Annotated in this window: 21 protein-coding genes; 14 read left to right on the top strand and 7 right to left on the bottom strand. The window is 60.4% G+C overall.

All coding sequences use genetic code 11. The annotated features are described in order from the left end of the window. Positions 1–20 precede the first annotated feature (20 nt). The 5 genes from bioD to bioB all read right to left on the bottom strand — a co-directional run bounded on the left by bioD (position 21) and on the right by bioB (position 4,598). On the bottom strand, positions 21–701 hold the full coding sequence (gene bioD, locus ACYZT0_RS28255) for a dethiobiotin synthase (protein ID WP_462043955.1): 681 nt from the start codon (positions 699–701) through the stop codon (positions 21–23). Beyond that, positions 701–1,510 (bottom strand): malonyl-ACP O-methyltransferase BioC, encoded by an 810-nt coding sequence (bioC, locus tag ACYZT0_RS28250; protein ID WP_462043954.1) that lies wholly within the window; start codon positions 1,508–1,510, stop codon positions 701–703. Before bioC ends, bioD begins: the two co-directional genes overlap by 1 nt. Then, a complete protein-coding gene (locus ACYZT0_RS28245) occupies positions 1,503–2,234 on the bottom strand; it encodes an alpha/beta fold hydrolase (RefSeq protein ID WP_462043953.1) in 732 nt (243 codons plus the stop codon). The genes bioC and ACYZT0_RS28245 overlap by 8 nt, the downstream gene beginning before the upstream one ends. After that, the gene (gene bioF, locus ACYZT0_RS28240; RefSeq protein ID WP_462043952.1) at positions 2,227–3,405 is read right to left on the bottom strand and encodes an 8-amino-7-oxononanoate synthase; all 1,179 of its coding nucleotides are present in this window, start codon (positions 3,403–3,405) and stop codon (positions 2,227–2,229) included. Before bioF ends, ACYZT0_RS28245 begins: the two co-directional genes overlap by 8 nt. A 137-nt stretch (positions 3,406–3,542) precedes the next feature. Next, entirely contained in the window at positions 3,543–4,598 is a 1,056-nt protein-coding gene (gene bioB / locus ACYZT0_RS28235; protein ID WP_462043951.1) for a biotin synthase BioB, read from the bottom strand. Between the two features lie 91 nt (positions 4,599–4,689). On the opposite strand from bioB, the gene ACYZT0_RS28230 reads away from it, so the two are divergent. From ACYZT0_RS28230 to rarD, 5 genes are all read left to right on the top strand, one after another. After that, positions 4,690–5,430: a double zinc ribbon domain-containing protein gene (locus ACYZT0_RS28230; protein WP_462043950.1), complete on the top strand. Its 741-nt coding sequence runs from the start codon at positions 4,690–4,692 to the stop codon at positions 5,428–5,430. Positions 5,431–5,493: 63 nt separating this feature from the next. Further along, the gene (locus tag ACYZT0_RS28225) at positions 5,494–6,258 is read left to right on the top strand and encodes a TOBE domain-containing protein (protein ID WP_462043949.1); all 765 of its coding nucleotides are present in this window, start codon (positions 5,494–5,496) and stop codon (positions 6,256–6,258) included. A gap of 57 nt (positions 6,259–6,315) precedes the next feature. After that, positions 6,316–8,217, top strand: a complete 1,902-nt coding sequence (locus ACYZT0_RS28220) for a PhoX family protein (RefSeq protein ID WP_462043948.1) — start codon at positions 6,316–6,318, stop codon at positions 8,215–8,217. A 118-nt stretch (positions 8,218–8,335) separates the two neighbouring features. Continuing rightward, positions 8,336–9,310, top strand: coding sequence for a serine/threonine protein kinase (locus tag ACYZT0_RS28215; protein WP_461974931.1), 975 nt, complete (start codon positions 8,336–8,338; stop codon positions 9,308–9,310). A 187-nt stretch (positions 9,311–9,497) separates the two neighbouring features. Further along, positions 9,498–10,385, top strand: a complete 888-nt coding sequence (gene rarD / locus ACYZT0_RS28210) for an EamA family transporter RarD (RefSeq protein WP_462043947.1) — start codon at positions 9,498–9,500, stop codon at positions 10,383–10,385. A 214-nt stretch (positions 10,386–10,599) separates the two neighbouring features. On the opposite strand, the gene ACYZT0_RS28205 is transcribed toward rarD, so the two are convergent. Continuing rightward, positions 10,600–11,118 (bottom strand): glycine cleavage system transcriptional repressor, encoded by a 519-nt coding sequence (locus ACYZT0_RS28205; protein ID WP_282381376.1) that lies wholly within the window; start codon positions 11,116–11,118, stop codon positions 10,600–10,602. 479 nt (positions 11,119–11,597) lie between these two features. On the opposite strand from ACYZT0_RS28205, the gene ACYZT0_RS28200 reads away from it, so the two are divergent. Continuing rightward, the gene (locus ACYZT0_RS28200; protein WP_462043946.1) at positions 11,598–13,775 is read left to right on the top strand and encodes a malate synthase G; all 2,178 of its coding nucleotides are present in this window, start codon (positions 11,598–11,600) and stop codon (positions 13,773–13,775) included. Between the two features lie 69 nt (positions 13,776–13,844). On the opposite strand, the gene ACYZT0_RS28195 is transcribed toward ACYZT0_RS28200, so the two are convergent. Further along, positions 13,845–14,291, bottom strand: a complete 447-nt coding sequence (locus ACYZT0_RS28195; RefSeq protein ID WP_462043945.1) for a response regulator — start codon at positions 14,289–14,291, stop codon at positions 13,845–13,847. Positions 14,292–14,550: 259 nt separating this feature from the next. Between ACYZT0_RS28195 and ACYZT0_RS28190 the strand changes: the two genes are divergently transcribed. The 8 genes from ACYZT0_RS28190 to ACYZT0_RS28155 all read left to right on the top strand — a co-directional run bounded on the left by ACYZT0_RS28190 (position 14,551) and on the right by ACYZT0_RS28155 (position 23,692). After that, positions 14,551–16,485 (top strand): putative nucleotidyltransferase substrate binding domain-containing protein, encoded by a 1,935-nt coding sequence (locus ACYZT0_RS28190; RefSeq protein ID WP_462043944.1) that lies wholly within the window; start codon positions 14,551–14,553, stop codon positions 16,483–16,485. Then, positions 16,482–17,189 carry a 3'-5' exonuclease gene (locus ACYZT0_RS28185; RefSeq protein ID WP_462043943.1) on the top strand — a complete coding sequence of 236 codons (708 nt, stop codon included), beginning with the start codon at positions 16,482–16,484 and terminating at the stop codon, positions 17,187–17,189. Before ACYZT0_RS28190 ends, ACYZT0_RS28185 begins: the two co-directional genes overlap by 4 nt. Positions 17,190–17,388: 199 nt before the next feature. Then, on the top strand, positions 17,389–17,907 hold the full coding sequence (locus tag ACYZT0_RS28180) for an RNA polymerase sigma factor (RefSeq protein WP_462043942.1): 519 nt from the start codon (positions 17,389–17,391) through the stop codon (positions 17,905–17,907). Continuing rightward, positions 17,904–18,875 carry a FecR domain-containing protein gene (locus ACYZT0_RS28175; RefSeq protein WP_462043941.1) on the top strand — a complete coding sequence of 324 codons (972 nt, stop codon included), beginning with the start codon at positions 17,904–17,906 and terminating at the stop codon, positions 18,873–18,875. Before ACYZT0_RS28180 ends, ACYZT0_RS28175 begins: the two co-directional genes overlap by 4 nt. Before the next feature lie 223 nt (positions 18,876–19,098). Then, on the top strand, positions 19,099–21,528 hold the full coding sequence (locus ACYZT0_RS28170) for a TonB-dependent siderophore receptor (protein ID WP_462043940.1): 2,430 nt from the start codon (positions 19,099–19,101) through the stop codon (positions 21,526–21,528). A gap of 72 nt (positions 21,529–21,600) precedes the next feature. Further along, on the top strand, positions 21,601–22,731 hold the full coding sequence (locus tag ACYZT0_RS28165) for a PepSY-associated TM helix domain-containing protein (protein ID WP_462043939.1): 1,131 nt from the start codon (positions 21,601–21,603) through the stop codon (positions 22,729–22,731). After that, the gene (locus ACYZT0_RS28160; protein WP_462043938.1) at positions 22,728–22,907 is read left to right on the top strand and encodes a hypothetical protein; all 180 of its coding nucleotides are present in this window, start codon (positions 22,728–22,730) and stop codon (positions 22,905–22,907) included. The genes ACYZT0_RS28165 and ACYZT0_RS28160 overlap by 4 nt, the downstream gene beginning before the upstream one ends. 155 nt (positions 22,908–23,062) lie before the next feature. Beyond that, on the top strand, positions 23,063–23,692 hold the full coding sequence (locus tag ACYZT0_RS28155) for a glutathione S-transferase (protein WP_462031113.1): 630 nt from the start codon (positions 23,063–23,065) through the stop codon (positions 23,690–23,692). Positions 23,693–23,799: the final 107 nt, after the last annotated feature.

Below are 23,799 nucleotides of genomic sequence, written 5' to 3'. Positions count from 1 at the left end.
AAAGCCCCAGCCAAAAAACTTCAGTCCAGCAAATCCAGTTGAAGATGCTCGGCCACCGCCTCAGCGGTAACCAACTTGAGTTTCGGCACCCGACCCAGGCACGGTGCCGGGATTCGCTCGGCCAGGGTCGCAAGGTTTTCTTCCAGGCGTGAAGTCTTCGCATCGATGATATTGGCCACCCACCCCGCCAACTGCAAACCGTCCTGAGCAATCGCCTCGGCCGTCAGCAGCGCATGGTTGATGCAACCCAGGCGCACACCCACCACCAGGATCACCGGCAGATCCAGGGCCATCGCCAAGTCCGACAGATTGTCCTGATCTGCCAATGGCACCCGCCAGCCTCCAGCACCTTCGATCAAGGTGAAATCTGCCTGCATATCGAGAATTTCCCGCATGGGTGCCAACAATGATTGCACCGTCAATGTCACACCGGCCTCCCGTGCCGCCAGATGCGGAGCGATGGCGGGCTCGAACGCCATAGGGTTGACCTGTGCATAAGTCAAAGGCACCGAGCACTCCGCCAGCAACGCCAATGCATCGGCGTTGCGCAAGCCCTTGGGCGTCACATCGCAACCGGAGGCGACCGGCTTGCCCGCCGCCGTACTCAATCCCGCCAATCGCGCGGCATGCAGCAAACCTGCGGCAACCGTGGTCTTGCCAACATCGGTGTCCGTACCGGTGATGAAATACGCTGCGCTCATTAGTGTTTCTCCAAAACGGCGTACACCACTTGATAAGTCGCCGGCAGACCTTCGGCCTGACGAAATTGCTCATAAGCCTCGATCAAGCCGAGGATCCGCGCCCTGCCGGTCAAACCACCCGGCCGACCGGGGTTCAGGTTGTGCGCGCCCAATGCCTTGAGTTCATGGGTCAAGCTGCGCACATCCGGGTAATGCAACACGTGCGGTCGGGTTTCCAGGCTCGCGGCGCTCAAACCGCTGGCCGCGCACAGCTGTTGATAAACCCCGAACTCACGGAAGCGATTAACGTGCACCATGCCATCCACTTGGCGCCAGCTGTCACGCAATTCGTACAACGTGCCCACACACAGACTAGCAAACGCGAAAATTCCGCCCGGTTTCAGTACCCGATGCGCCTCACTGAGCACCGAGGCGAAGTCTGCACACCACTGCACTGCAAGGCTGGAGAAGATCAAATCGCAGGTCGAGTCCTGCAACGGCAACCGCTCTGCGTCACCTGCGATGAAATGCGTTGCACCGCCCAATGGTCGGGCGTGATTGAGCATGCCTTCGGCGATATCCAATGCCAGTCCGTTACTGGCAGGAAATCGCTCGCCCAATGCACGGCTGAAATGCCCGGTGCCGCAGCCCAGATCCAACCAGACACCCGGCACAAAGTCCGCTGGCAAACGACTCGACAATTCACTGCCAACATCGCGCTGCAATTCGGCCACGCTGTCGTAGCTTGCCGCTGCACGAGAAAAGGATGCCGCCACCTGGCGTTTATCGGGCAAACCGCCTGGGAGGTTGCGAAGGGCCAAATCAGTCATCACCGAACTCATGAAAAAAGGCCTGAATCGCCCCCGCCACACCGTGAGGGTCTTCCAGAAGAAACGCGTGGCTGGCCTGTTCAATCAGACCGATTTCGACGTCCGGCAGCAATGCCAGCAGGTCCCCCGCCGCTTCGGCTGGAACCAGCCCGTCGAGGCCGGCAAACAAGTGCAATTGCGGACCGCGGAATGCTTGTAATGCCTCGCGGGTATCCAGTTGTGCGAGCAGTTCCAGGCCGCTCATCAGCACATCGGGCGACGTGTGTGGCGCGCCACCGAGCAACAGCCGCGACAACCCGCGTGGATCTTCAGCGCCCTGGGCACAGAGCAGCGAAAAGCGTTTCAACGTTATGCGCGGATCGGTGTGACAAACCGCCAGAAACGCATCGAAGGTCTCACCGGGCATCGCGCTCGGCCATTCCTCATGGGCGACAAAAGAAGGATTGCTCGCCAGCGTCAGCAAGCCGCAGCAACGATCGCCGCGCCGGGCCGCCAGCTCGGAAGCGAGCATGCCGCCGAGCGACCAGCCGCCGAGCCAGACATCCTGAGGCACCGTCGAATCGAGTTCATCGAGCCATTCTTCAAGCGTGCTCGACACCAACTCTGGCAACGGTTCGATCTCGACCCGCAAGCGTTCATCCAGCCCTTGTAACGCTGCCGCCAAGGGCTCCAGGGGAGAAATTCCGAGGCCCCAGCCAGGCAGCAGAATCAAACGATTACGCATGGCTTGGCTCCGGTCCAAGTTGTTGAAAACAATCGGCCAGTCCATTTAACAATAGCTGAACCTGCGCCTCGCTGTGGGCAGCGGTCAGGGTCACGCGCAGACGAGCGCTGCCGGCGGGAACGGTCGGCGGACGGATCGCGGTCACCATCAGCCCGCGCTCGCGCAGCATTTGCGACAGTCGAACCGCACGCCCGGCATCGCCGATCATGATCGGCTGGATCGGCGTGAAACTGTCCATCAACTCCAGGCCGATCTGCTCGGCACCGTGGCGGAATTGGCGGATCAGCGTTCTCAGATGCTCACGTCGCCAGTGCTCGCTACGTAGCAGCTCAAGGCTTTTCAGCGTCGCGCAGGCCAGCGCCGGCGGCTGACTGGTGGTGTAAATGTAGGGACGGGCGAACTGGATCAAGCTCTCGATCAGTTCCTCGCTGCCAGCCACAAAGGCCCCGGCCGTACCGAACGCCTTGCCGAGGGTGCCGACCAATACCGGCACGTCTTCCTGACTCAGGCCGAAATGCTCGACGATCCCGCCGCCATTGGCCCCCAGCGGACCAAACCCGTGAGCGTCATCGACCATCAACCATGCCCCTTTGGCTTTTGCCTCCCGAGCCAGCGCCGGCAGGTCGGCGATGTCGCCGTCCATGCTGAACACGCCGTCGGTGACGACCAGGGTGTTGCCGGTCGCCTTCTCGAGACGCTTGGCCAGACTCGCCGCGTCGTTGTGCAGGTAGCGATTGAAGCGCGCTCCGGACAACAGACCCGCATCCAGCAAGGACGCGTGATTGAGCCGGTCTTCCAGCACCGTATCGCCCTGCCCGACCAGCGCAGTGACCGCGCCGAGGTTAGCCATGTAACCCGTGGTGAATAGCAACGCACGCGGACGTCCGGTCAGATCAGCCAAAGCTTCTTCCAGCGCGTGATGCGGGCCGCTGTGGCCGATGACCAAGTGCGACGCCCCGCCGCCGACGCCCCAACGGATTGCCCCGGCGCGCCAGGCTTCGATCACTTGCGGGTGATTGGCCAAGCCCAGGTAGTCGTTGTTACAGAACGCCAGCAACGGCTGACCATCAACCACCACTTCCGGGCCTTGAGGGCTTTGGAGCAATGGGCGATGGCGATAAAGATTTTCGGCACGACGGGCAGCAAGGCGTGCGGCGAGATCGAAAGACATACAGGCCTCACGAGTAAGAAAAAACACACGATCCTTGTAGGAGCGAGGCTTGCCCGCGAAGGGATCGCTGCGGTCATTCAGTCAGACCGAGGCGTTCCCTTCGCGGGCAAGCCTCGCTCCTACAGGGCGGGGAGAAATCAAACAGCAGCGTTGTAGAACTGCTCGCTGCTCTTCTGCTCAACCAGCGCTTGTTCGATCGCGGCCTGATGGACTTCGTCAGCGTGCTCTTCGCGCGCTTCCGGCAGGATCCCTAAGCGCCCGAACAGTTGCATGTCCTTGTCGGCCTGCGGGTTGGCGGTGGTCAGCAATTTATCGCCGTAGAAAATCGAGTTGGCACCGGCGAAGAACGCCAGGGCCTGCATCTGCTCGTTCATCGCTTCGCGGCCGGCGGACAGGCGCACGTGGGACTGCGGCATCAGGATGCGGGCGACAGCGAGCATGCGGATGAAGTCGAACGGGTCGATATCGTCGGCGTTTTCAAGCGGCGTACCGGCGACTTTCACCAGCATGTTGATTGGCACCGACTCAGGATGCTCTGGCAGGTTGGCCAGCTGGATCAGCAGATTGGCGCGGTCATCAAGCGACTCGCCCATGCCGAGGATCCCACCGGAGCAGATCTTCATTCCCGAATCACGCACGTAGGCCAGGGTTTGCAGGCGCTCGCTATAAGTACGGGTGGTAATGATGCTGCCGTAGAATTCCGGCGAGGTATCGAGGTTGTGGTTGTAGTAGTCGAGACCAGCCTGAGCCAGGGCGACGGTCTGGTCCTGATCGAGACGACCGAGGGTCATGCAGGTTTCCAGGCCCATGGCTTTCACGCCTTTGACCATTTCCAGCACGTACGGCATGTCTTTGGCCGACGGGTGTTTCCATGCCGCGCCCATGCAGAAACGGGTCGAACCGATGGCCTTGGCGCGAGCGGCCTCTTCGAGGACCTTCTGCACTTCCATCAGTTTTTCTTTTTCCAGACCGGTGTTGTAGTGACCGGACTGCGGACAATATTTGCAATCTTCCGGGCAGGCACCGGTTTTGATCGACAGCAGAGTCGACACCTGAACCCGATTAGCGTCGAAATACGCGCGGTGCACCGTCTGCGCCTGAAACAACAGGTCGTTGAATGGCTGAACGAAGAGTGCTTTGACTTCGGCCAAAGACCAGTCATGACGCAGGGTTGCAGTGGTGCTGGCGCTCATGGGCGTTTCCTTGTTTTATGCATGGCTTGCGGCTGGGGAATGGAATACCCACAGACGCGACACGGATGTTCGGCATATTTAAGGAAGAGTGATGCGCTGTCAACCACGATACGTAGGACCGGTTTACATCTGGTTAAACAATGATCAACGTTGTTTACTCTGCAGCGAAGCAACCGAAGGACCCACGCCCATTTGCATGGCGTGCGAAACCGACCTGCCCTGGCTTGGCGAGCACTGCCAAACCTGCGCTCTGCCGTTGTACGCGGCTGGCCTGATCTGCGGCCAATGTCTTAAACAACCGCCAGCCTTCGAGCGAGTTGCCGCGCCATGGACTTACAGCTTTCCGGTGGACACATTGGTCATGCGCTTCAAACATTCTGCAAAATGGCCGTTTGGCCGCCTGCTCGCCGAACTTCTCGGGCAATACCTACAAAATCGCTTCGATGAGGACCTAGAACGGCCCCACACTCTGGTCCCGGTACCGCTGGCCGCCAGGCGCCTGCGCCAACGGGGTTTCAATCAGGCCGCGATGCTGGCCCGCTGGCTCAGCGCCAGCCTCGACATTCCTTGTGATGAAACGCTGCTGTTGAGGATTCAGGACACCCGCGCGCAACAGGAACTGAATGCCGACGCCCGTAAAAAAAACCTGCGCAATGCCTTCACTCTTACGCCCGATGCGTCCATCAAGGGTCGACATTTGGCAGTGGTCGACGACGTGCTCACCACCGGCGCCACAGCCCAGGCCCTCGCTCGGCTGTTGATGGACGCCGGTGCCGCGCGGGTGGACGTCTATTGCCTGGCCCGCACACCCAAACCCGGCGATGCGCCCTGACTTGACTCCCGGGCCCCAAGCCGCCAACGTCCTTCCCATCGCCACAGCCCAAAGCGTCTTGCCATGTCATTGCCTACGTTGTTGTCCCAGCACATCGTCCGTCGCCCCCAGCGCATCGCGTTACTGCAGCACATCGCCGAACAGGGCTCGATCACCCGCGCCGCCAAAAGCGCGGGCCTGAGTTACAAAGCGGCCTGGGACGCCATCGATGAGTTGAACAACCTCGCGCAAAAGCCTTTGGTGGAGCGCAGTGTTGGCGGCAAGGGTGGCGGCGGCGCCAAACTTTCAAGCGAGGGCGAGCGCGTATTGCGCCTGTATCAAAAGCTGCAAGCCTTGCAGGCTCAGGTGCTGGAAGCCGCCGAAGATGCCAGCGATCTGGACTTGCTCGGTCGGCTGATGCTCAGAACCAGCGCGCGCAATCAATTGCATGGAAAGGTTGTGGCGATCGAAGCCCATGGACGCAACGACTGCATTCGGCTTGAACTGGCTGAAGGCTTGAGCATCGATGCGCAGATCACTCACGACAGCACCTTGCGCCTGGAACTCGAAACCGGCACGGAAGTGGTCGCACTGATCAAGGCCGGTTGGCTTGAGTTGTTGGCCAACGATCAAGCGGCAACACCCGGCAATAATTGCCTGAAGGGCATCATCGAAGAAGTTCTCGACGCCGAGGACGGCCCCAGCGAAGTGCGCATCGGCCTGCCCAACGGCCAGACGTTGTGCGCGCTGGCCGAACCGCTGCACTTGAAAACCCTCGGCCTCGCCGCCGATAAACCGGTGCGGGTGCAGTTCGCGCCGTCCAACATCTTGCTCGGCACACCGCTCTGAAACATTAGTGTCATTAACGCTCATTAAGGTGACTGCAAAACCCGCAGGGAGCCTGATGTGAGCCTATTAGAAGACAACCAATCCACCGACCTCGAGAAGATGGTCGGCCTCAGCCGTCGAGGCTTCATCAGCGCCGGCGCCCTTTGTGGTGCAGCGATGTTCCTGGGTGGCAACCTGTTGAGCCGCAGCGTGCTGGCCGCCAGCGTCAGTGCCGGCTCCAGCAAACTGTTGGGTTTTGACAGTATTCCCGCCGCCACCAGCGACGCCATCAGCCTGCCGCCAGGCTACAAATCTTCGGTGTTGATCAGCTGGGGCCAACCTCTGCAGAAGAACGGCCCGGCGTTCGACCCGAGTGGCAACGGTTCGGCCGAACATCAGGAAGTCCAGTTCGGCGACAACAACGACGGCATGAGCCTGTTCGAATTTCCCGGTGACCACAACCGGGCGCTGATGGCGATCAACAACGAATACACCAACTATCGCTACCTCTACGCTCACGGCGGCATGCCGCAATCGGCTGCGGACGTGCGCAAGGCGTTGGCCTGTGAAGGCGTGTCAGTGATCGAAGTGCAGCGCAAGAACGGCCAGTGGCATTTTGTCCAGGGCTCGCGTTACAACCGGCGCATTCACGGCAACGCGCCGATCAGTCTGAGCGGCCCGGCCGCCGGCCACGAACTGTTGAAAACCAGCTCCGACCCACACGGCAAGAACGTCCTTGGCACCTTCCAGAACTGCGCCAACGGCAAGACGCCGTGGGGCACGTATCTGACCTGCGAAGAAAACTTCACCGACTGTTTCGGCAGCAGCAATGCCGAGCAAACATTCGACGCCGCGCAGAAACGCTACGGCGCGGTGGCGGCCAGCAAAGAGATCAACTGGCACCCGCACGACGAGCGCTTCGACCTGGCGAAAAACCCCAACGAACTCAACCGTCACGGCTGGGTGGTGGAAATCGACCCCTTCGACCCGCAATCGACGCCAGTCAAACGCACCGCGCTGGGTCGTTTCAAACATGAAAACGCCGCCCTTGCCGAAACCAATGACGGTCACGCCGTGGTGTACATGGGCGACGACGAGCGCGGCGAGTTCATCTATAAATTCGTCAGCCGCGACAAGATCAACCACAAAACCCCCAAGGCCAACCGCGACCTGTTGGACCACGGCACCTTGTACGTGGCGCGTTTCGACGCGGGTGACGGCAATGCCGATCACCCAAAAGGCCAGGGCGAGTGGATCGAGCTGAGCTACGGCAAAAACGGCCTTGACGCCAGCAGCGGTTTTGCCAGTCAGGCCGAAGTGCTGATTCACGCGCGCCTCGCGGCCACGGTGGTGAAAGCCACGCGTATGGACCGTCCGGAGTGGATCGTCGTCAGCCCCAAGGATGGCCAGGTGTATTGCACGCTGACCAACAACGCCAAGCGTGGCGAGGATGGCCAGCCGGTGGGCGGACCCAACCCGCGCGAGAAAAACGTCTATGGGCAGATTCTGCGCTGGCGCACCGACCGTGACGATCACGGCGCCAAAAGCTTTTCCTGGGACCTGTTTGTGGTCGCCGGCAACCCGGGCGTCCACGCCGGCACGCCGAAGGGCGGTTCGTCGAACATCACGCCACAGAACATGTTCAACAGCCCGGATGGCTTGGGGTTCGACAAGGCTGGGCGTCTATGGATTCTCACCGATGGGGACTCAAGCAATGCCGGTGATTTCGCGGGCATGGGCAACAATCAGATGCTCTGCGCCGACCCGGTAACCGGGGAAATTCGGCGCTTCATGGTCGGGCCGGTGGGCTGTGAGGTGACGGGGATCAGCTTCTCGCCTGACCAGAAGACCTTGTTTGTCGGGATTCAGCATCCGGGGGAGAACGGCGGGTCGACGTTCCCTGAGCATCTGCCGAATGGCAAGCCGCGGTCTTCGGTGATGGCGATTTCCCGGGAAGATGGCGGGATCGTCGGCGCCTGATCGGCGTTCCCCCTAATGATCGTTCCCACGCTCTGGTGGGAACGATCCCACTAAAGAACCCCCGTCTGCGCTACCATGCTTGGCCGGACGCGGCAGCCTGCTGCGCGCAGGAGTCAGCATGGCCCACCCGTTTGCAACCCTCACCCCAGACCTCGTGCTCGATGCCGTCGAAAGCATCGGCTTTCTCAGCGACGCGCGCATTCTGGCGCTCAACAGCTATGAGAACCGTGTCTATCAGGTCGGCATCGAAGACTCCGAGCCGCTGATCGCCAAGTTCTACCGCCCGCAGCGCTGGACCAACGAAGCGATTCTCGAAGAGCACCAATTCACCTTCGAACTCGCCGAGTGCGACGTGCCGGTGGTCGCGCCGATGATTCACAACGGTGTCAGCCTGCACGAACACGCCGGTTTCCGTTTCACCCTGTTTCCTCGTCGTGGCGGCCGTGCGCCGGAGCCTGGCAATCTCGATCAGCTGTATCGCCTGGGGCAACTGCTCGGTCGCCTGCACGCCGTCGGCGCTACAAAGCCGTTCGAACACCGCGAAGCGCTGGGCGTGAAGAACTTCGGTCATGACTCGCTGACGACATTGCTCGAAGGCAATTTCATACCGCGCAGTTTGCTGCCAGCCTACGAGTCGGTGGCCCGGGACCTGCTCAAGCGTGTGGAAGAGGTTTACAACGTCACGCCGCACAAGAACATCCGCATGCACGGCGACTGCCACCCCGGCAACATGATGTGCCGCGACGAGATGTTCCATATCGTCGACCTGGACGACTGTCGCATGGGCCCGGCGGTGCAGGACATCTGGATGATGCTCGCCGGTGATCGTCAGGAATGTCTCGGTCAGTTGTCGGAATTGATGGACGGCTACAGTGAGTTCCACGACTTCGATCCACGGGAACTGGCGTTGATCGAACCGCTGCGCGCCTTGCGCCTGATGCACTACAGCGCCTGGCTCGCCCGTCGCTGGGACGACCCGGCGTTCCCGCACAGTTTTCCGTGGTTCGGCACGGAGCGGTATTGGGGCGATCAAGTGTTGGCGTTGCGTGAACAACTGGCCGCACTGAATGAAGAACCATTAAAACTTTTCTGACAACCGCATCTCCTGTAGGAGCGAGGGTGATCGCGAAGAACGATAACGCGGACTGCCTGATATACCGCGTTATCCTTCTTCGCGGGCAAGTCGGATCGCCGCCCGCTCGCTCCTACAAGGGATCAGCACATCGCGATAAATCTCCCTACAATCCCCTCTTTGTTAGCTGCCTAAGCAAGGATTCTGCATGCAAGCCGCCAACCCGCGTCGCGGGTACATCCTGGGCCTGAGTGCCTACATCATCTGGGGACTTTTCCCGCTCTACTTCAAAGCCATCGCCAACGTGCCTGCCGTGGAGATCATCATCCACCGAGTGCTCTGGTCCGCGCTGTTCGGCGCCTTGCTGCTGATGGTGTGGAAACATCCGGGCTGGTGGCGCGAGTTGCGTGACAACCCGAAACGCCTGGCGATCCTGGCCCTGAGCGGCACGCTGATTGCGGCCAACTGGCTGACCTACGTCTGGTCGGTGAACAACGGGCGCATGCTCGAGGCCAGCCTCGGTTACTACATCAACCCGCTGGTGAACGTGCTGTTGGGCATGCTGATCCTTGGCGAACGGCTGCGGCGCATGCAATGGCTGGCGGTTGGCCTCGCGGCGGTCGGCGTCGCGCAACAGGTCTGGCACGTCGGCAGCCTGCCGTGGGTATCCTTGGTACTGGCGCTGACCTTCGGTTTCTACGGGTTGATCCGCAAGCAGGCACCGGTCAAAGCGTTACCTGGACTGGTGGTGGAAACCTGGATGCTGGTACCGATTGCCGTCGCGTGGTTGCTGTTCAACCCCACCGCGAGCAGCGCTCAAGCCGAATTCTGGACCACGTCCGAAGCCTGGTGGCTGGTGGCCGCCGGTCCGGTGACGTTGGTGCCGCTGGTGTGTTTTAACGCCGCTGCACGGCATTTGCCCTACACGACGTTGGGATTCCTTCAGTACCTGGCGCCGACCCTAGTGCTGATGCAAGCCGTTCTGCTGTTTGGCGAACATTTGTCATCCAGCACACTGGTCGCGTTCATCTTTATCTGGGCAGGCTTGGCGGTTTACAGCGTCGACGCCTGGGTCAGCCTGCGCCGCCGCCGCTGATCAAAAAACACACAAACCTCTGCAGGCCACGATTCCCGTGGCCTGTACCAATCCTTCCCAAGGTTATCCACAGCGTGATCCCCGGCGCTTGTGCGCAAGCCCCTGAAACTGTTGGTTTTTTGATCAGATTCTGAAGAGCCCCGGCCGACGTGGCCTGGCGGGCTGTCTCTACAGGTTATCCACAGGCAGGTGCACGTATAACTTGGATAACCTTTCAGGATTCACTGCGCAGTACCAATTCGACCATCAAATCGTCCGCCAGGGTTTCCAGTCGCGATTGCAGTACGTCCAGGGACAGCGTCAGCGGCACGGCGAGAATTGCTTCAGCATGGAACAAAGGCTCGCTGCTCATCGGCGCTGGACGTACTTCGGTCACCAGACGCTCCAGGTTCACCCCCTGCTCACTCAGCAGACGCGTGATGTCGCGTACGATCCCAGGGCGGTCATTGCCCACCAATTCCATGGCAATCGGTTTCCAGGTGCACGATTGCTCGATGCCGCTTTCGGCAATCAGCACGCGAATGCCATGGGCGGACAACGCCTGTAGGGCATCCACCAGTTCATCGTAGGCCTCTGCCGGTACGCCCACACGAAGAATCCCGGCGAACTGCCCGGCCATACGTGACATGCGACTTTCCAGCCAGTTACCGCCGTGCTCGGCAATGCACTGGGCGATGCGCTCGACCTGCCCTGGCTTGTCTGGAGCGAATACAGTGAGTACGAGGTGGTCCATGGCGCAGCCCTCTTGTCATGACTTTTGTTATAGAAGACCAAGTATAGGCAAGGGTCGGGAATCGGCTCGGGACCTCGGAAAACCAAAGCTCCATAGCAGTGAACCGAAGATTATGTGTACAAGTTTTTATATTTAACTGGAACAATCTAATGGTTTTTTGAGAACATCCCGCTCCCCAACGTGACCGCAATGCGTCATGGGGTCGCAGTACGACGTAATTGGTCTAATTTTCACAACCGCAATTCATCATGTAGTATGCCGCAGCGCGCACTACATAACGTTGGATCGATGTCTGCCACAGGCACAGTCGCAACCCTGAAAGCCCCGTCAGCAAGGCATCCAAGCCGTTGATTGGACCGAACCCAGCCGCCCGAACGGGCATGTACTGGCAGACGGGTTTGTGGTTTAAATGGCCAGAGGCTTCATTGTCAAAATTGAAGAGCTGAAAAGCGAAATAGCTGAGCAGAGTGAGGCAAGCAATGACTGAACACGTTCAAGTCGGTGGCCTGCAGGTCGCCAAAGTCCTGTTCGACTTCGTGAACAACGAAGCCATTCCCGGTACCGGCCTCACCGCCGATAAGTTCTGGGCCGGTGCCGACAAGGTCATTCATGACCTGGCGCCGAAGAACAAAGCCCTACTCGCCAAACGCGGTGATATCCAGGCTCGTATCGATGGCTGGCACCAATCCCGTGCCGGTCAACCACACGACGCCGTGGCCTATAAAGCCTTTTTGCAAGACATCGGTTATCTGCTGCCAGAAGCGGCTGATTTCCAGGCAACGACGCAAAACGTCGATGACGAAATCGCCCGCATGGCCGGTCCACAGCTCGTGGTTCCGGTGATGAACGCCCGCTTCGCGATTAATGCCTCGAACGCCCGCTGGGGTTCGCTGTATGACGCGCTCTACGGCACCGACGCCATCAGCGAGGCTGACGGCGCGGATAAAGGCAAAGGCTACAACAAGGTTCGCGGTGACAAGGTCATCGCCTTCGCCCGCGCCTTCCTCGATGAAGCGGCGCCATTGGCTGCCGGCACTCACGTCGATTCCATCGGCTACAAGATCGTTGACGGCAAACTGGTGGTCGCCCTTAAAGGCGGCAGCAACACCGGCCTGCGCGACGATGCCCAACTGATCGGTTTCCACGGCGATGCAGCTGCACCGACCGCGATCCTGCTGAAGAACAACGGCCTGCACTTCGAAATCCAGGTCGACGCCAGCACCCCGGTCGGCCAGACCGACGCTGCCGGTGTCAAAGACATCCTGATGGAAGCCGCGCTGACCACCATCATGGACTGCGAAGACTCGGTCGCCGCCGTCGATGCCGATGACAAAGTGGTGATCTACCGCAACTGGCTCGGCCTGATGAAGGGCAATCTGTCGGAAGAAGTCTCCAAGGGCGGTCAGACCTTTACTCGCACCATGAACGCCGACCGCACTTATACCGGTGTCGATGGTAAAGAACTGAGCCTGCACGGTCGTTCGCTGTTGTTCGTGCGTAACGTTGGTCACCTGATGACCATCGATGCGATCCTCGATAAGGAGGGCAACGAAGTGCCGGAAGGCATTCTTGACGGCCTGGTCACCAGCCTGGCAGCGATCCACAGCCTCACCGGCAATAACTCGCGCAAGAACAGCCGCACTGGCTCGGTCTATATCGTGAAGCCAAAGATGCACGGCCCGGAAGAAGCCGCGTTCACCAACGAGCTGTTCGGCCGCATCGAAGAAGTACTCGGTCTGCCGCGCAACACGCTGAAAGTCGGGATCATGGACGAGGAGCGCCGTACCACGATCAACCTCAAGGCCTGCATCAAGGCAGCCAGCGAGCGTGTAGTGTTCATCAACACCGGTTTCCTCGACCGTACCGGCGATGAAATCCACACCTCCATGGAAGCCGGCCCGATGGTGCGCAAGTCGGACATGAAGGCTGAGAAGTGGATCGACGCCTACGAGAACTGGAACGTCGATATCGGTTTGAGTACCGGCCTGCAAGGTCGCGCCCAGATCGGTAAAGGCATGTGGGCCATGCCGGACCTGATGGCAGCGATGCTGGAACAGAAAATCACTCACCCGATGGCCGGCGCCAACACCGCTTGGGTTCCATCGCCGACCGCTGCTGCGCTGCACGCGCTGCACTACCACAAAGTCGACGTGTTCGCCCGTCAGGCCGAACTGGCCAAACGTGCGCGCGCTTCGGTGGATGACATCCTGACCATCCCGTTGGCCGTCAATCCAGACTGGACTGCAGAGCAGATCAAGAACGAACTGGACAACAACGCCCAGGGCATTCTCGGTTACGTGGTGCGCTGGATCGACCAGGGCGTGGGTTGCTCGAAGGTGCCGGACATCAACGACGTCGGCCTGATGGAAGACCGTGCGACGCTGCGGATTTCCAGCCAGCACATCGCCAACTGGCTGCGTCACGGCATCGTCACCGAAGATCAGGTCATGGAAAGCCTTAAGCGCATGGCGCCAGTGGTTGACCGGCAGAACGCCAATGACCCGCTGTATCGTCCGCTGGCACCGAACTTCGACAGCAACATCGCCTTCCAGGCGGCGGTCGAACTGGTGGTCGAAGGCACGCAGCAGCCGAACGGCTACACCGAGCCGGTTCTGCACCGTCGTCGCCGCGAGTTCAAGGCTGCCAATGGCCTGTAACTGAGCGCTGACGCGGGACAAAAAAAGCCCTGATCGAAAGATCAGGGCTTTTTTGTTTCAATTCGATGACTACACATCCATTCCCAACTCATGCTTGACCAGCGCCACCAGCTTGCCGGTATCGACAGGCTTGAGCAGGAAGTCGACCACGCTTAAATGCATCGCAGCGATCGCATCTTTCACGTCCGCGTCACCGGAAACAATGATGATCGGCATTGCCGCCCGAACCGACTCACGCACCTGGCGGATCAGGTCCAGGCCCCCGACAGTTCCCATCCGCAGATCGGTAATCACCAGGCCAATCGATGGCTTCTCGTCCAACATCTTGAGTGCAGTTTCACCACTGGCGGCGGTCATGCAGCGCACCCCGTCCAGCGCCAGAATCTCCGACAGCAACTCACGCGCGTCTTTATCGTCATCGACGATCAGCACCCGCTGCGGCGGCAGGTCAGGTTCCTGCATGACCGCAATCAGCGCCTCGCGCTCGGCGTCACTCAAAATATCGTGGTCGGACATAGCTTTCTCTGCGTTTTCAATTCAATTGCCTATTACTTCCGTGTGACATCACCCAGCAGACCTTCAGGGTGCACTTCGTCGGAAAGTTTTCCTATAACCAATGCAGAGGGTTTTTCCCACAGTTGCGTCAGACATTTCCCAAATGCCGACAGCTTCACTGCCTACCTAGACTTACGTCCAATGGGCACCCTGCACGCAGGGGCCGACCATGAGTGAGTCATCCGACAACAACAATTCAAAAAAGACTGCGGTAATAGTTATGAGTAAAGCGGACGCCTTCACACAGGCAGGGAAAACCGCGGTGTTGCAGAACATCCAGGGCACTTTGCAATTCCTTCAGCGCTTCCCGCCCTTCAATCAAATGGAACACGCCCACCTGGCGTACCTGGTCGAGCAATGTCAGCTGCGTTTTTATGCCCCCGGCGAGAGCATCATCAAGCCCGCCGACGGCCCGGTTGAACATTTCTACATCGTCAAACAAGGCCGGGTCGTGGGTGAACGTCCCCACACGGCCAAGGGCGGGACCGAAACCACCTTCGAAATCACCACCGGAGAGTGTTTCCCCCTCGCCGCGCTGCTGGGGGAGCGTGCAACCCGCACCGAACACCTCGCGGCCGAAGACACCTTTTGCCTACAGCTGAACAAGCTGGCGTTCATCAAATTGTTCGCGCTTTCCAATGCGTTTCGCGACTTTTCCCTACGCGGCGTGAGCAGCCTGCTGGATCAGGTTAACCAGCAAGTCCAGCAAAAAGCCGTGGAAACCCTCGGCACCCAGTACTCGCTTAATACCCGACTGGGCGAATTGGCCATGCGCCACCCGGTGACCTGCAGCCCAGCCACGCCGTTGCGTGAAGCCGTGACCCTGATGCACGAGCAGCAGGTCGGTAGCATCGTGGTCGTCGACGAGCAGAAAGCGCCGCTGGGGATTTTCACCCTGCGCGACCTGCGCCATGTGGTGGCCGACGGCACTAACGACTTCAACGAAGCCATCGAACGGCACATGACCCAGGCGCCGTTTTTCCTGTCGCCGGACCACAGCGCCTTTGATGCGGCGATTGCCATGACCGAGCGGCACATCGCCCACGTCTGCCTGGTGAAGGATCATCGCCTGTGCGGTGTGGTCTCGGAACGTGATTTGTTTTCCCTGCAACGGGTCGACCTGGTGCATCTGGCGCGGACCATCCGCAGCGCCCAGCGCGTAGAAAACCTGGTGGCGATGCGCGGTGAAATCGGCCAACTGGTGGAGCGCATGCTGGCCCACGGCGCGTCGTCGACCCAGATCACCCACATCATCACCCTGCTCAACGACCACACGGTGTGCCGGGTGATCGAACTGACACTCGCCGAGAAAGGCGACCCAGGTGTGCCGTTCAGCTGGCTGTGCTTCGGCAGCGAAGGCCGCCGCGAACAGACACTGCACACCGATCAGGACAACGGCATTCTGTTCGAAGCCCGGGACGCGGCCCATGCCGCCGAGATTCGCGGCAAGTTGTTGCCCATTGCCCAGCAGATCAATCAAAGCCTGGCGCTCTGCGGTTTCACCCTGTGCAAGGGCAACATCATGGCCGGCAACCCTGAGCTGTGTCTGTCCCGGGCCGAATGGTCGCGGCGTTTTGCGGCGTTTATCCGCGAGGCAACGCCAGAGAACCTGCTGGGTTCGAGCATTTATTTCGACTTGCGGGTGGTCTGGGGTGACGAGCAAGGCTGCGAGCAACTGCGCCGGGGCATTCTCGATCAGGTGAATGACAACCGGCTGTTCCAACGGATGATGGCCGAGAACGCCCTGCGCAACCGTCCACCCGTAGGACGTTTCCGTGAGTTCGTACTGGCTCGCAAGAATGGCGAGAAAGCCACCCTGGACTTGAAAGTTCAAGGGCTGACGCCTTTTGTGGACGGTGCCCGACTGCTCGCGTTGGCTCATGGAATCGAGGCAAACAACACGCAGGAGCGCTTTCGCCAACTGGTGGCCAAAGACGTCATCGAGCGGCTGGACGGTGCGGCGTACGAAGAGGCCTATCACTTCATCCAGCAAACCCGCATGCAGCAACATCAGCTACAGACCCGGGAGAACTTGCCCTACTCCAACCGGGTCGACCCTGACAGCCTCAATCATCTTGATCGACGGATCCTGCGTGAGTCCCTGCGCCAGGCACAACGCCTGCAAAGCAGCCTGGCCCTGCGGTATCAGCTATGAGCCTGTTTTCATGGCTGCGCCCGACAGGTCCGAGCCTTCCCGGCGAACTTCAACAACGTTTGCAACGCTTGCCCTTGGCGGCAGAGCTCGGCGAATGCAGCCTGCGCGAACAGCGCTGGGTAGTACTCGACCTGGAAACCACCGGGCTGAACCTGAACAAGGATCGGGTGTTGTCCATCGGCGCGGTGGTGATCGAGGACGGCGCGATCGATTTCAGCCAGCAGTTCGAACGCACGTTGCAATGCGCCGACATGAAGTTGGCGCCCAGCGTGTTGATCCATGGCCTGGGGCCAAGTGCGATTGCCGCTGGCAGCGATCCGGCTCAGGCCCTGGTCGAATTCATGGAGTTCCTCGGCGACAGCCCGGTACTGGCGTTTCATGCGCCGTTCGATCAGCACATGCTCGGGCGCGCGCTGAAAGACCATCTGGGCTACAAGTTGCAGCATCCGTTTCTGGATGTAGCAGACATCGCGCCGCTGCTTTGCCCTCAGGCGCACATTCGCGATGCCGGGCTGGATGAGTGGATCGACTGGTTCAAACTGGAAGTGTTCGAACGCCACAATGCCAGTGCCGATGCGTTGGCCACCGCTGAGCTGGCGTTGATTTTGTTCAGCCGGGCGCGTCAGTTGCAGATTCATAGCCCGTTGAATCTGCAGCAGCGGATGAATCAGTGGAAGCGGCGGCAGCGAGCGCCTTCCTTTTAGATCCGCTGCGCCTGTTCCGGCCCCTTCGCGGGCAAGTCTCGCTCCTACAGGATTTACGCAAGCTCTTTGTAGGAGCGAGGCTTGCCCGCGATGAACGATGACGCGGTCACCCGACCAGCGCCAATTGCTTACCTCCCCCACCTCTGCCACAATCGCGAACAATTCTCGTTAGTTAACACTTCCCAATCGGTGATGCTGCGTGTCGTCAGTCCAAAGCCCTCAAAGTGAGCTCGTTGGTGCGTTATATCGCGACCATCGCGGTTGGCTATTGGCTTGGCTGCGACGCAACGTGGCCTGTCCGCAACGGGCCGAAGACCTGAGTCAGGACACTTTCGTGCGCTTGCTGGGTCGTGAAGAGCTGAAGGAACCACGCGAGCCACGCGCGTTTTTGGTGGCGATTGCCAAGGGTCTGCTGTTCGACTATTTCCGCCGCGCAGCGCTGGAGCAAGCCTACCTCACGGAACTGATGCTGATCCCGGAAGGCGAACAACCGTCGGTGGAGGAACAGCAAATGATCCTCGAAGACCTCAAAGCCATCGACCGTCTGCTCGGCAAGCTCTCAAGCAAGGCCCGGGCGGCGTTTCTCTATAACCGTCTCGACGGCCTCGGCCACTCAGAAATCGCCGAGCGTTTAAGTGTGTCAGTGCCGCGAGTTCGTCAGTACCTGGCCCAGGGCATTCGTCAGTGCTACATCGCTTTGTACGGTGAGCCGATATGAGTCCCGTCAGCTCCAAACCCGTCTCGGCGCAGGTGCTGGATGCCGCGATTGCCTGGCAATTGTCCCTGGACTCCGGCAACCCGGTGGAGCGCGAAGAGTTCGCCAAATGGCATGCCGCCCACGAAGAACATGCGCGGGCATGGCGCCAACTGGGCATGCTCGACCAGCGCTTCAGCGTTGCCAGCGGCCCGGCACGCACCGCGTTACTGCAATCGCGGGAGAGCATCCGCCGTCGAGTGCGCAAACTCGGCAGCGGCGTGGCCAGCACCGTTGCGGTGATCGGGTTGGCGCTGTTCGCCGGTGATCGTTACCTGCCGATCGACTATTGGCTGGCCGACCAGCGCACCGCCACCGGTGAGCAACGCACCTTGCGCCTGACCGACGGCACGCTGATCAACCTCAATACCCACAGTGCCGTTGACGTGCGTTTCGATGAAAAGCAGCGACTGATCATCCTCCAGGAAGGGGAAATCCTCGTCGAAACTGGCCATGGCGACGCCCGGCCGTTTATCGTCGAAACCCACGAAGGCAGCCTGCGCGCACTGGGGACAAGGTTTCTGGTCAAGCGCGAAGAACAAGGTACGCGCTTGAGCGTGCTGAAATCGGCAGTGGCGGCTCATCCCGAGTCGAGTCCTGAAGAACAGGTTCTGCGTGAAGGCCAGCAAGTCCTGATGCGCAGCAATGGCCTCGGGCCGATCGTCGCGCTCAACCTCGGCCCCGATGCCTGGACCCGCGGCATGCTGGTGGTGGACAACGCACGGCTGGAAGACTTGGTCCATGAACTCGGTCGCTATCGCCGCGGGCATTTGGGTGTTGCACCCGAGATTGCCGACCTGCGAATCACCGGCAGCTTCCCGCTGCATGACACCGACAAGGCCCTGAGCGCGCTGTTGCCGACCCTGCCGGTGCAGATCGAACAGCACACGCCGTGGTGGGTGACGGTGACGGCGAAGACTGAGGCTAAATGATCGTTCCCACGCTCTGCGTGGGAATGCAGCCCGTGACGCTCCGCGTCACATGCCGAAGCGGACGCAGAGCGTCCATTGAGGCATTCCCACGCAGAGCGTGGGAACGATCCATCCATCAATATTTGTTTACTGAATCGAAATTATTTTCAATCAGCCCTATCACTTTTGAATTCTCGTTCGGCACCTAGGCAATTGAGAAATATTTCCATTCAGGAACCCCCGTATGTCCCGCTTGCTAGACACCTTGTTGCGCCCCAGTTTGCTGGCAGTCGCCATTGCCCTTTGCGCCCCTCTGGCCAGCAGCCAGCTGATCGCCGCTGAACAGGCGTCCAGCGTTCGCGCCTACAACCTGCCGGCCGCGCCATTGGCCAGCACCCTGAACCAGATCGCCAGCCAGGCCGACCTGGCGCTGTCGTTGAATCCGTCACTGGCGGCGGGTAAGACCTCGGCACCGGTCAAAGGCCCGTTCGACGCAGCCGGCGCCCTGCGCGAAGCCTTGCGCGGCACCGGTCTGCAACTGGAAAAGAGCAGTGCTGGCACCTACAGCCTGGTGGCCGTGCCCGAAGGCGTGATGGCCCTGCCGGAAACCGCCGTGATTGGCGTTGAAAACACCGAAAGTGCCTGGGGCCCGGTGGAGGGTTATTTGGCCACCCGCACCGCCGCCGGTACCAAGACCGATACCGCGCTGGTCGAAGCACCGCGCTCGATTTCGGTCGCCACCCGCGAGCAAATGGACGACCGCAGCGTGCATAGCCTCGATGACGCGGTGCGCTACATGCCCGGCATCGTCGCCAGCAGCTACGGCAGCGACACCCGCGCCGACTGGTTGCGCGTGCGCGGTTTCGAGCCGACTCAATTCCTCGATGGCCTGCCGCTACCAAAAGGCGTGTACGCCAACCCGAAACAGGAAACCTGGAACCTGGACCGCCTCGCCCTGCTGCGCGGCCCGGCCTCGTCGGTTTACGGCCAGACCCCGCCAGGCGGCTTGCTCGACATGGTCAGCCGTCGCCCCAGCGTCGAGTCGAGCAACGAAATACAGGTGCAATACGGCAGCGACAACCATCGCCAGATCAACGTCGCCAGCACCGGCAAGATCGACGACGAAGGCCAGTTCCTCTACGGTCTGAGCGGTGTGGTGCGCGACAGCGGCACGCAAATCGACCACGTCGACAACAAGCGCTACAACATTGCGCCGAGCCTGACCTGGAACATCGACGAAGACACCCGGTTCACCCTGCTCACCCAGTTCACCCGCGACGATACCGGCATCACCAGCCAGTTCTTGCCGGTGCAGGGCACCAAAATCCATTCGCCCCTCGGCAAGATCTCCCACCACAAGAATCTGGGCGACCCGGACTGGGAATTCTACGACCGCACCTACTACGCACTGGGCTACGCCTTTGAACATCGTTTGAACGATGTCTGGCAGTTCAAGCAGAACCTGCGTTACACAAAATCGGACCTGTCCTTCCAGGCCCTCACTCCCGGCGCTTATCCGTTCACCCAGGTCGATGCCGAGGGCAACGTGGGTCGTTCGAGCACCAGTGTCGACGAGGACATCAGCCAGTTCGCCGTGGACAACAACTTCCAGGGCGACTTCGCGACCGGTGACATCCGTCACACCTTGCTGATCGGCCTCGATCACCAGGGCACCAACACCCACTACACCTCGATCTTCGGCGACGGTCTGACCACCAACGTCAACAACCCGATCTATGGCCAACCCATCGTTCGTCCGCCACGCTCGGCGGCGTTCTACGATTACGACCAGAAGACCTACCAGACCGGTCTGTACGTCCAGGACCAGATGGCCCTCGACCAATGGCGCCTGACGCTGGGGGGTCGTGAAGACTGGGTTCACACCAGCACCCAGTTCTTCAACAAGGGCGATGCCACCAACACCGAACGGAACAAGAACTTCAGCGGCAACGCGGCGATCAGCTACGTGTTCGACTCGGGCTTCGTGCCCTACTTGTCCTACGCCGAGTCGTTCCAGCCGAACAGCAACGCCACGGCATCGCCGACCGATTCGTTCAAGCCGACTGAAGGCAAGCAATGGGAACTGGGCATCAAGTACCAACCGCCTGGCAGCGGCACCCTGCTGACTGCTGCGGTCTACGACCTGACCCAGAAAAACGTCTCCGTCGCCACGACCAACTCGAACGGTGTTTCGATCACCAGCCAGACCGGTGAAGTAAAAGTCAAAGGCCTGGAACTGGAAGCCGTCTCCGACGTGACCGAGAACCTCAAGGTCATCGCCGCTTACACCCTGGCCAAATCCGAAGTGCAGAAAGGCGACTTCAAAGGCAATCGCCTGCAACTGATACCCAACCAACAGGCTTCGCTGTGGGCCGACTACACCTGGCACAACGGCGTACTGGATGGTTTCGGCATTGGCGCTGGCGCTCGTTACACCGGCAATACCTACGGCGATCAAGGCAATACCTCGCTCGGCAAGGCTGACGCTTACACCGTGTTCGACGCCGCTGTTCATTACGACCTGGGCCGTCTGGATAACAGTCTGAAAGGCGCCTCCCTGGCACTGAACGCCACCAACCTGTTTGACAAGGATTACATCTCCACCTGTGACAGCTTCTATTGCTACTACGGTGACCAACGCAGCGTCGTCGCCAGTGCTACTTACACGTGGTAATCGCCTGACCTGACATGCCCAATGACCAAGCCGTCCTTAGTGGGCGGCTTTGGTCTTTCTGAAGGCCATGAAATGAAAAGTAAAACAATCCGCCGCTGGTCCTTCGTCCACACCTGGACCAGCCTGATCTGCACGGTCTTTCTGCTGATGCTGGCGCTGACCGGCTTGCCGTTGATCTTCCACCACGAGATCGACCACCTGCTGGGCGATGCCGCTGAATTGAAGGCAATGCCGACGAACACCCCGCAGCTGAATTTGCAGCAGTTGGTGCAGGCGGCTGAACAGCATCGTCCCGGCGACGTCATGCAGTATTTCGGCTTTGACGAAGATGAGCCCAACGCCGCGATCGCAATCATGGCGGCCACCGCCGGTACTGAACCGAACTCGTCTCACACCTTCATGCTCGACGCCCGCACCGGTGAAGCGCTGGAGATGCCGTCAGCCAACGGCGGTTTCATGATGATCATGTTGCGCCTGCACGTGGACATGTTCGCCGGTCTGCCGGGCAAGTTGCTGCTGGCGTTCATGGGCATTCTGTTCGTGGTGGCGATTGTGTCCGGGACGGTGCTGTACCTGCCGTTCATGCGCCGTTTGAAATTCGCCACCGTGCGCCAGAACAAATCCACCCGCCTGCGCTGGCTCGATCTGCACAACTTGATCGGCGTGGTGACCTTGACCTGGGCCTTGGTGGTTGGCGTCACCGGCGTTATCAGCGCGTGCGCCGACCTGTTGATCGCTGCGTGGCGCAACGACAGTCTGAGCGCGATGATCGCGCCTTACCGCGACGCGCCGCCCCTGACACAACTGGCGCCCGCGACCCGTTTACTCGATATCGCCAAGGACGTCGCACCGGGCATGCAGCCGGACTTTATCGCCTTCCCCGGCACACGATTCTCCAGCGAACACCACTACGCGGTGTTCATGAAAGGCAGCACTCACCTGACCTCGCACCTGCTGACACCGGTGCTGATCGACGCCAGCACCCTGCAAGTCACCGCCGTGGCCGAAAGGCCGTGGTACATGGACGCCATGGGCATGTCACAACCGCTGCACTTCGGTGATTACGGCGGCATGCCGATGAAGATCCTCTGGGCGACCCTGGATGGGCTGACCATCATCGTGCTCGGCAGCGGGGTTTACTTGTGGGTGGTGCGGCGCAAAGCGGCGAAACCTGTGCTCGAGAACGCGGAGAGCCCAGCATGAGGCCACGCCAGTCGAGTTTCTGGAGGGTCTTCTCCACCCCCACCGTTATCGCCCTGCTTAGCGCTGCGGGGCTGTTCGCCGCATTGCTGGGCGATGGCGTGTGGGACGCATTGAGCTGGCTTGGCTTGGGCGTTCCCGCAATCCTCGCCCTGCGCGGCCTGCTGCAACGCCGCTAACAATTCGTAGGAGCGAAGCTTGCTCGCGAAGACGGCTTTCCTGCCGCAAGAAATCTGCCGGATGTACCGGCCTCTTCGCGAGCAAGCTTCGCTCCTACAAGTTGCGTGATCCACGCGCTATGCTGCCCAGCACTGCCCCACACCGAGACGCTGCCATGTCCGCCCCCAGCATGACCCTGTTCCACAACCCTTTGTCGCCCTTCGTTCGCAAAGTCATGGTGCTGTTGCACGAAACCGGTCAACAGGACCGCGTGGCGCTGCAAACCAGCGTGCTCACGCCGGTCAGCCCGGACCTTACCCTCAACGAAGACAACCCGCTGGGTAAAATCCCGGCCCTGCGCCTGGCCGATGGCAACGTCATCCATGACAGCCGGGTGATCCTCGATTACCTCGATCACCAGCACGTCGGCAACCCGCTGATACCGCGCGACGGCTCGGCCCGCTGGCGGCGGCTGACCCTGGCCTCCCTGGCCGACGGGATCATGGACGCTGCGGTGCTGATTCGTTATGAAGTCGCGCTGCGCGCCCCGGAAAAACACTGGGACGAGTGGCTTGATGGCCAACGCGACAAGATTCGTCGCGGCCTGGCAGTGCTGGAAGCCGACGCGATTGCCGAGCTGACCAGCCACTTCGATGTGGCGGCAATCAGTGTGGCCTGTGCTTTGGGCTACCTGGATTTGCGCCATCCGGACCTGGAATGGCGCACGGCGAATCCGAAGCTGGCCGAGTGGTTTTTCGAGGTGAGCCAGCGGGCTTCGATGCTGGCGACGATGCCGAAGGTTTAATTTTTTGCGGTGACGATGCGGCCGCCTCCGCGGGCAAGTCGGATCGCCGCACCGCTCGCTCCAGGTCTAGGTGATCTGTAGGAGCGAGGCTTGCCCGCGAAGGGATC

The sequence above is a fragment of the Pseudomonas sp. ZS1P83 genome, from assembly GCF_054897825.1.
The sequence above is the reverse complement of the archived record's forward strand: the minus strand, read 5'-3'. Positions and strand labels throughout refer to the sequence as shown.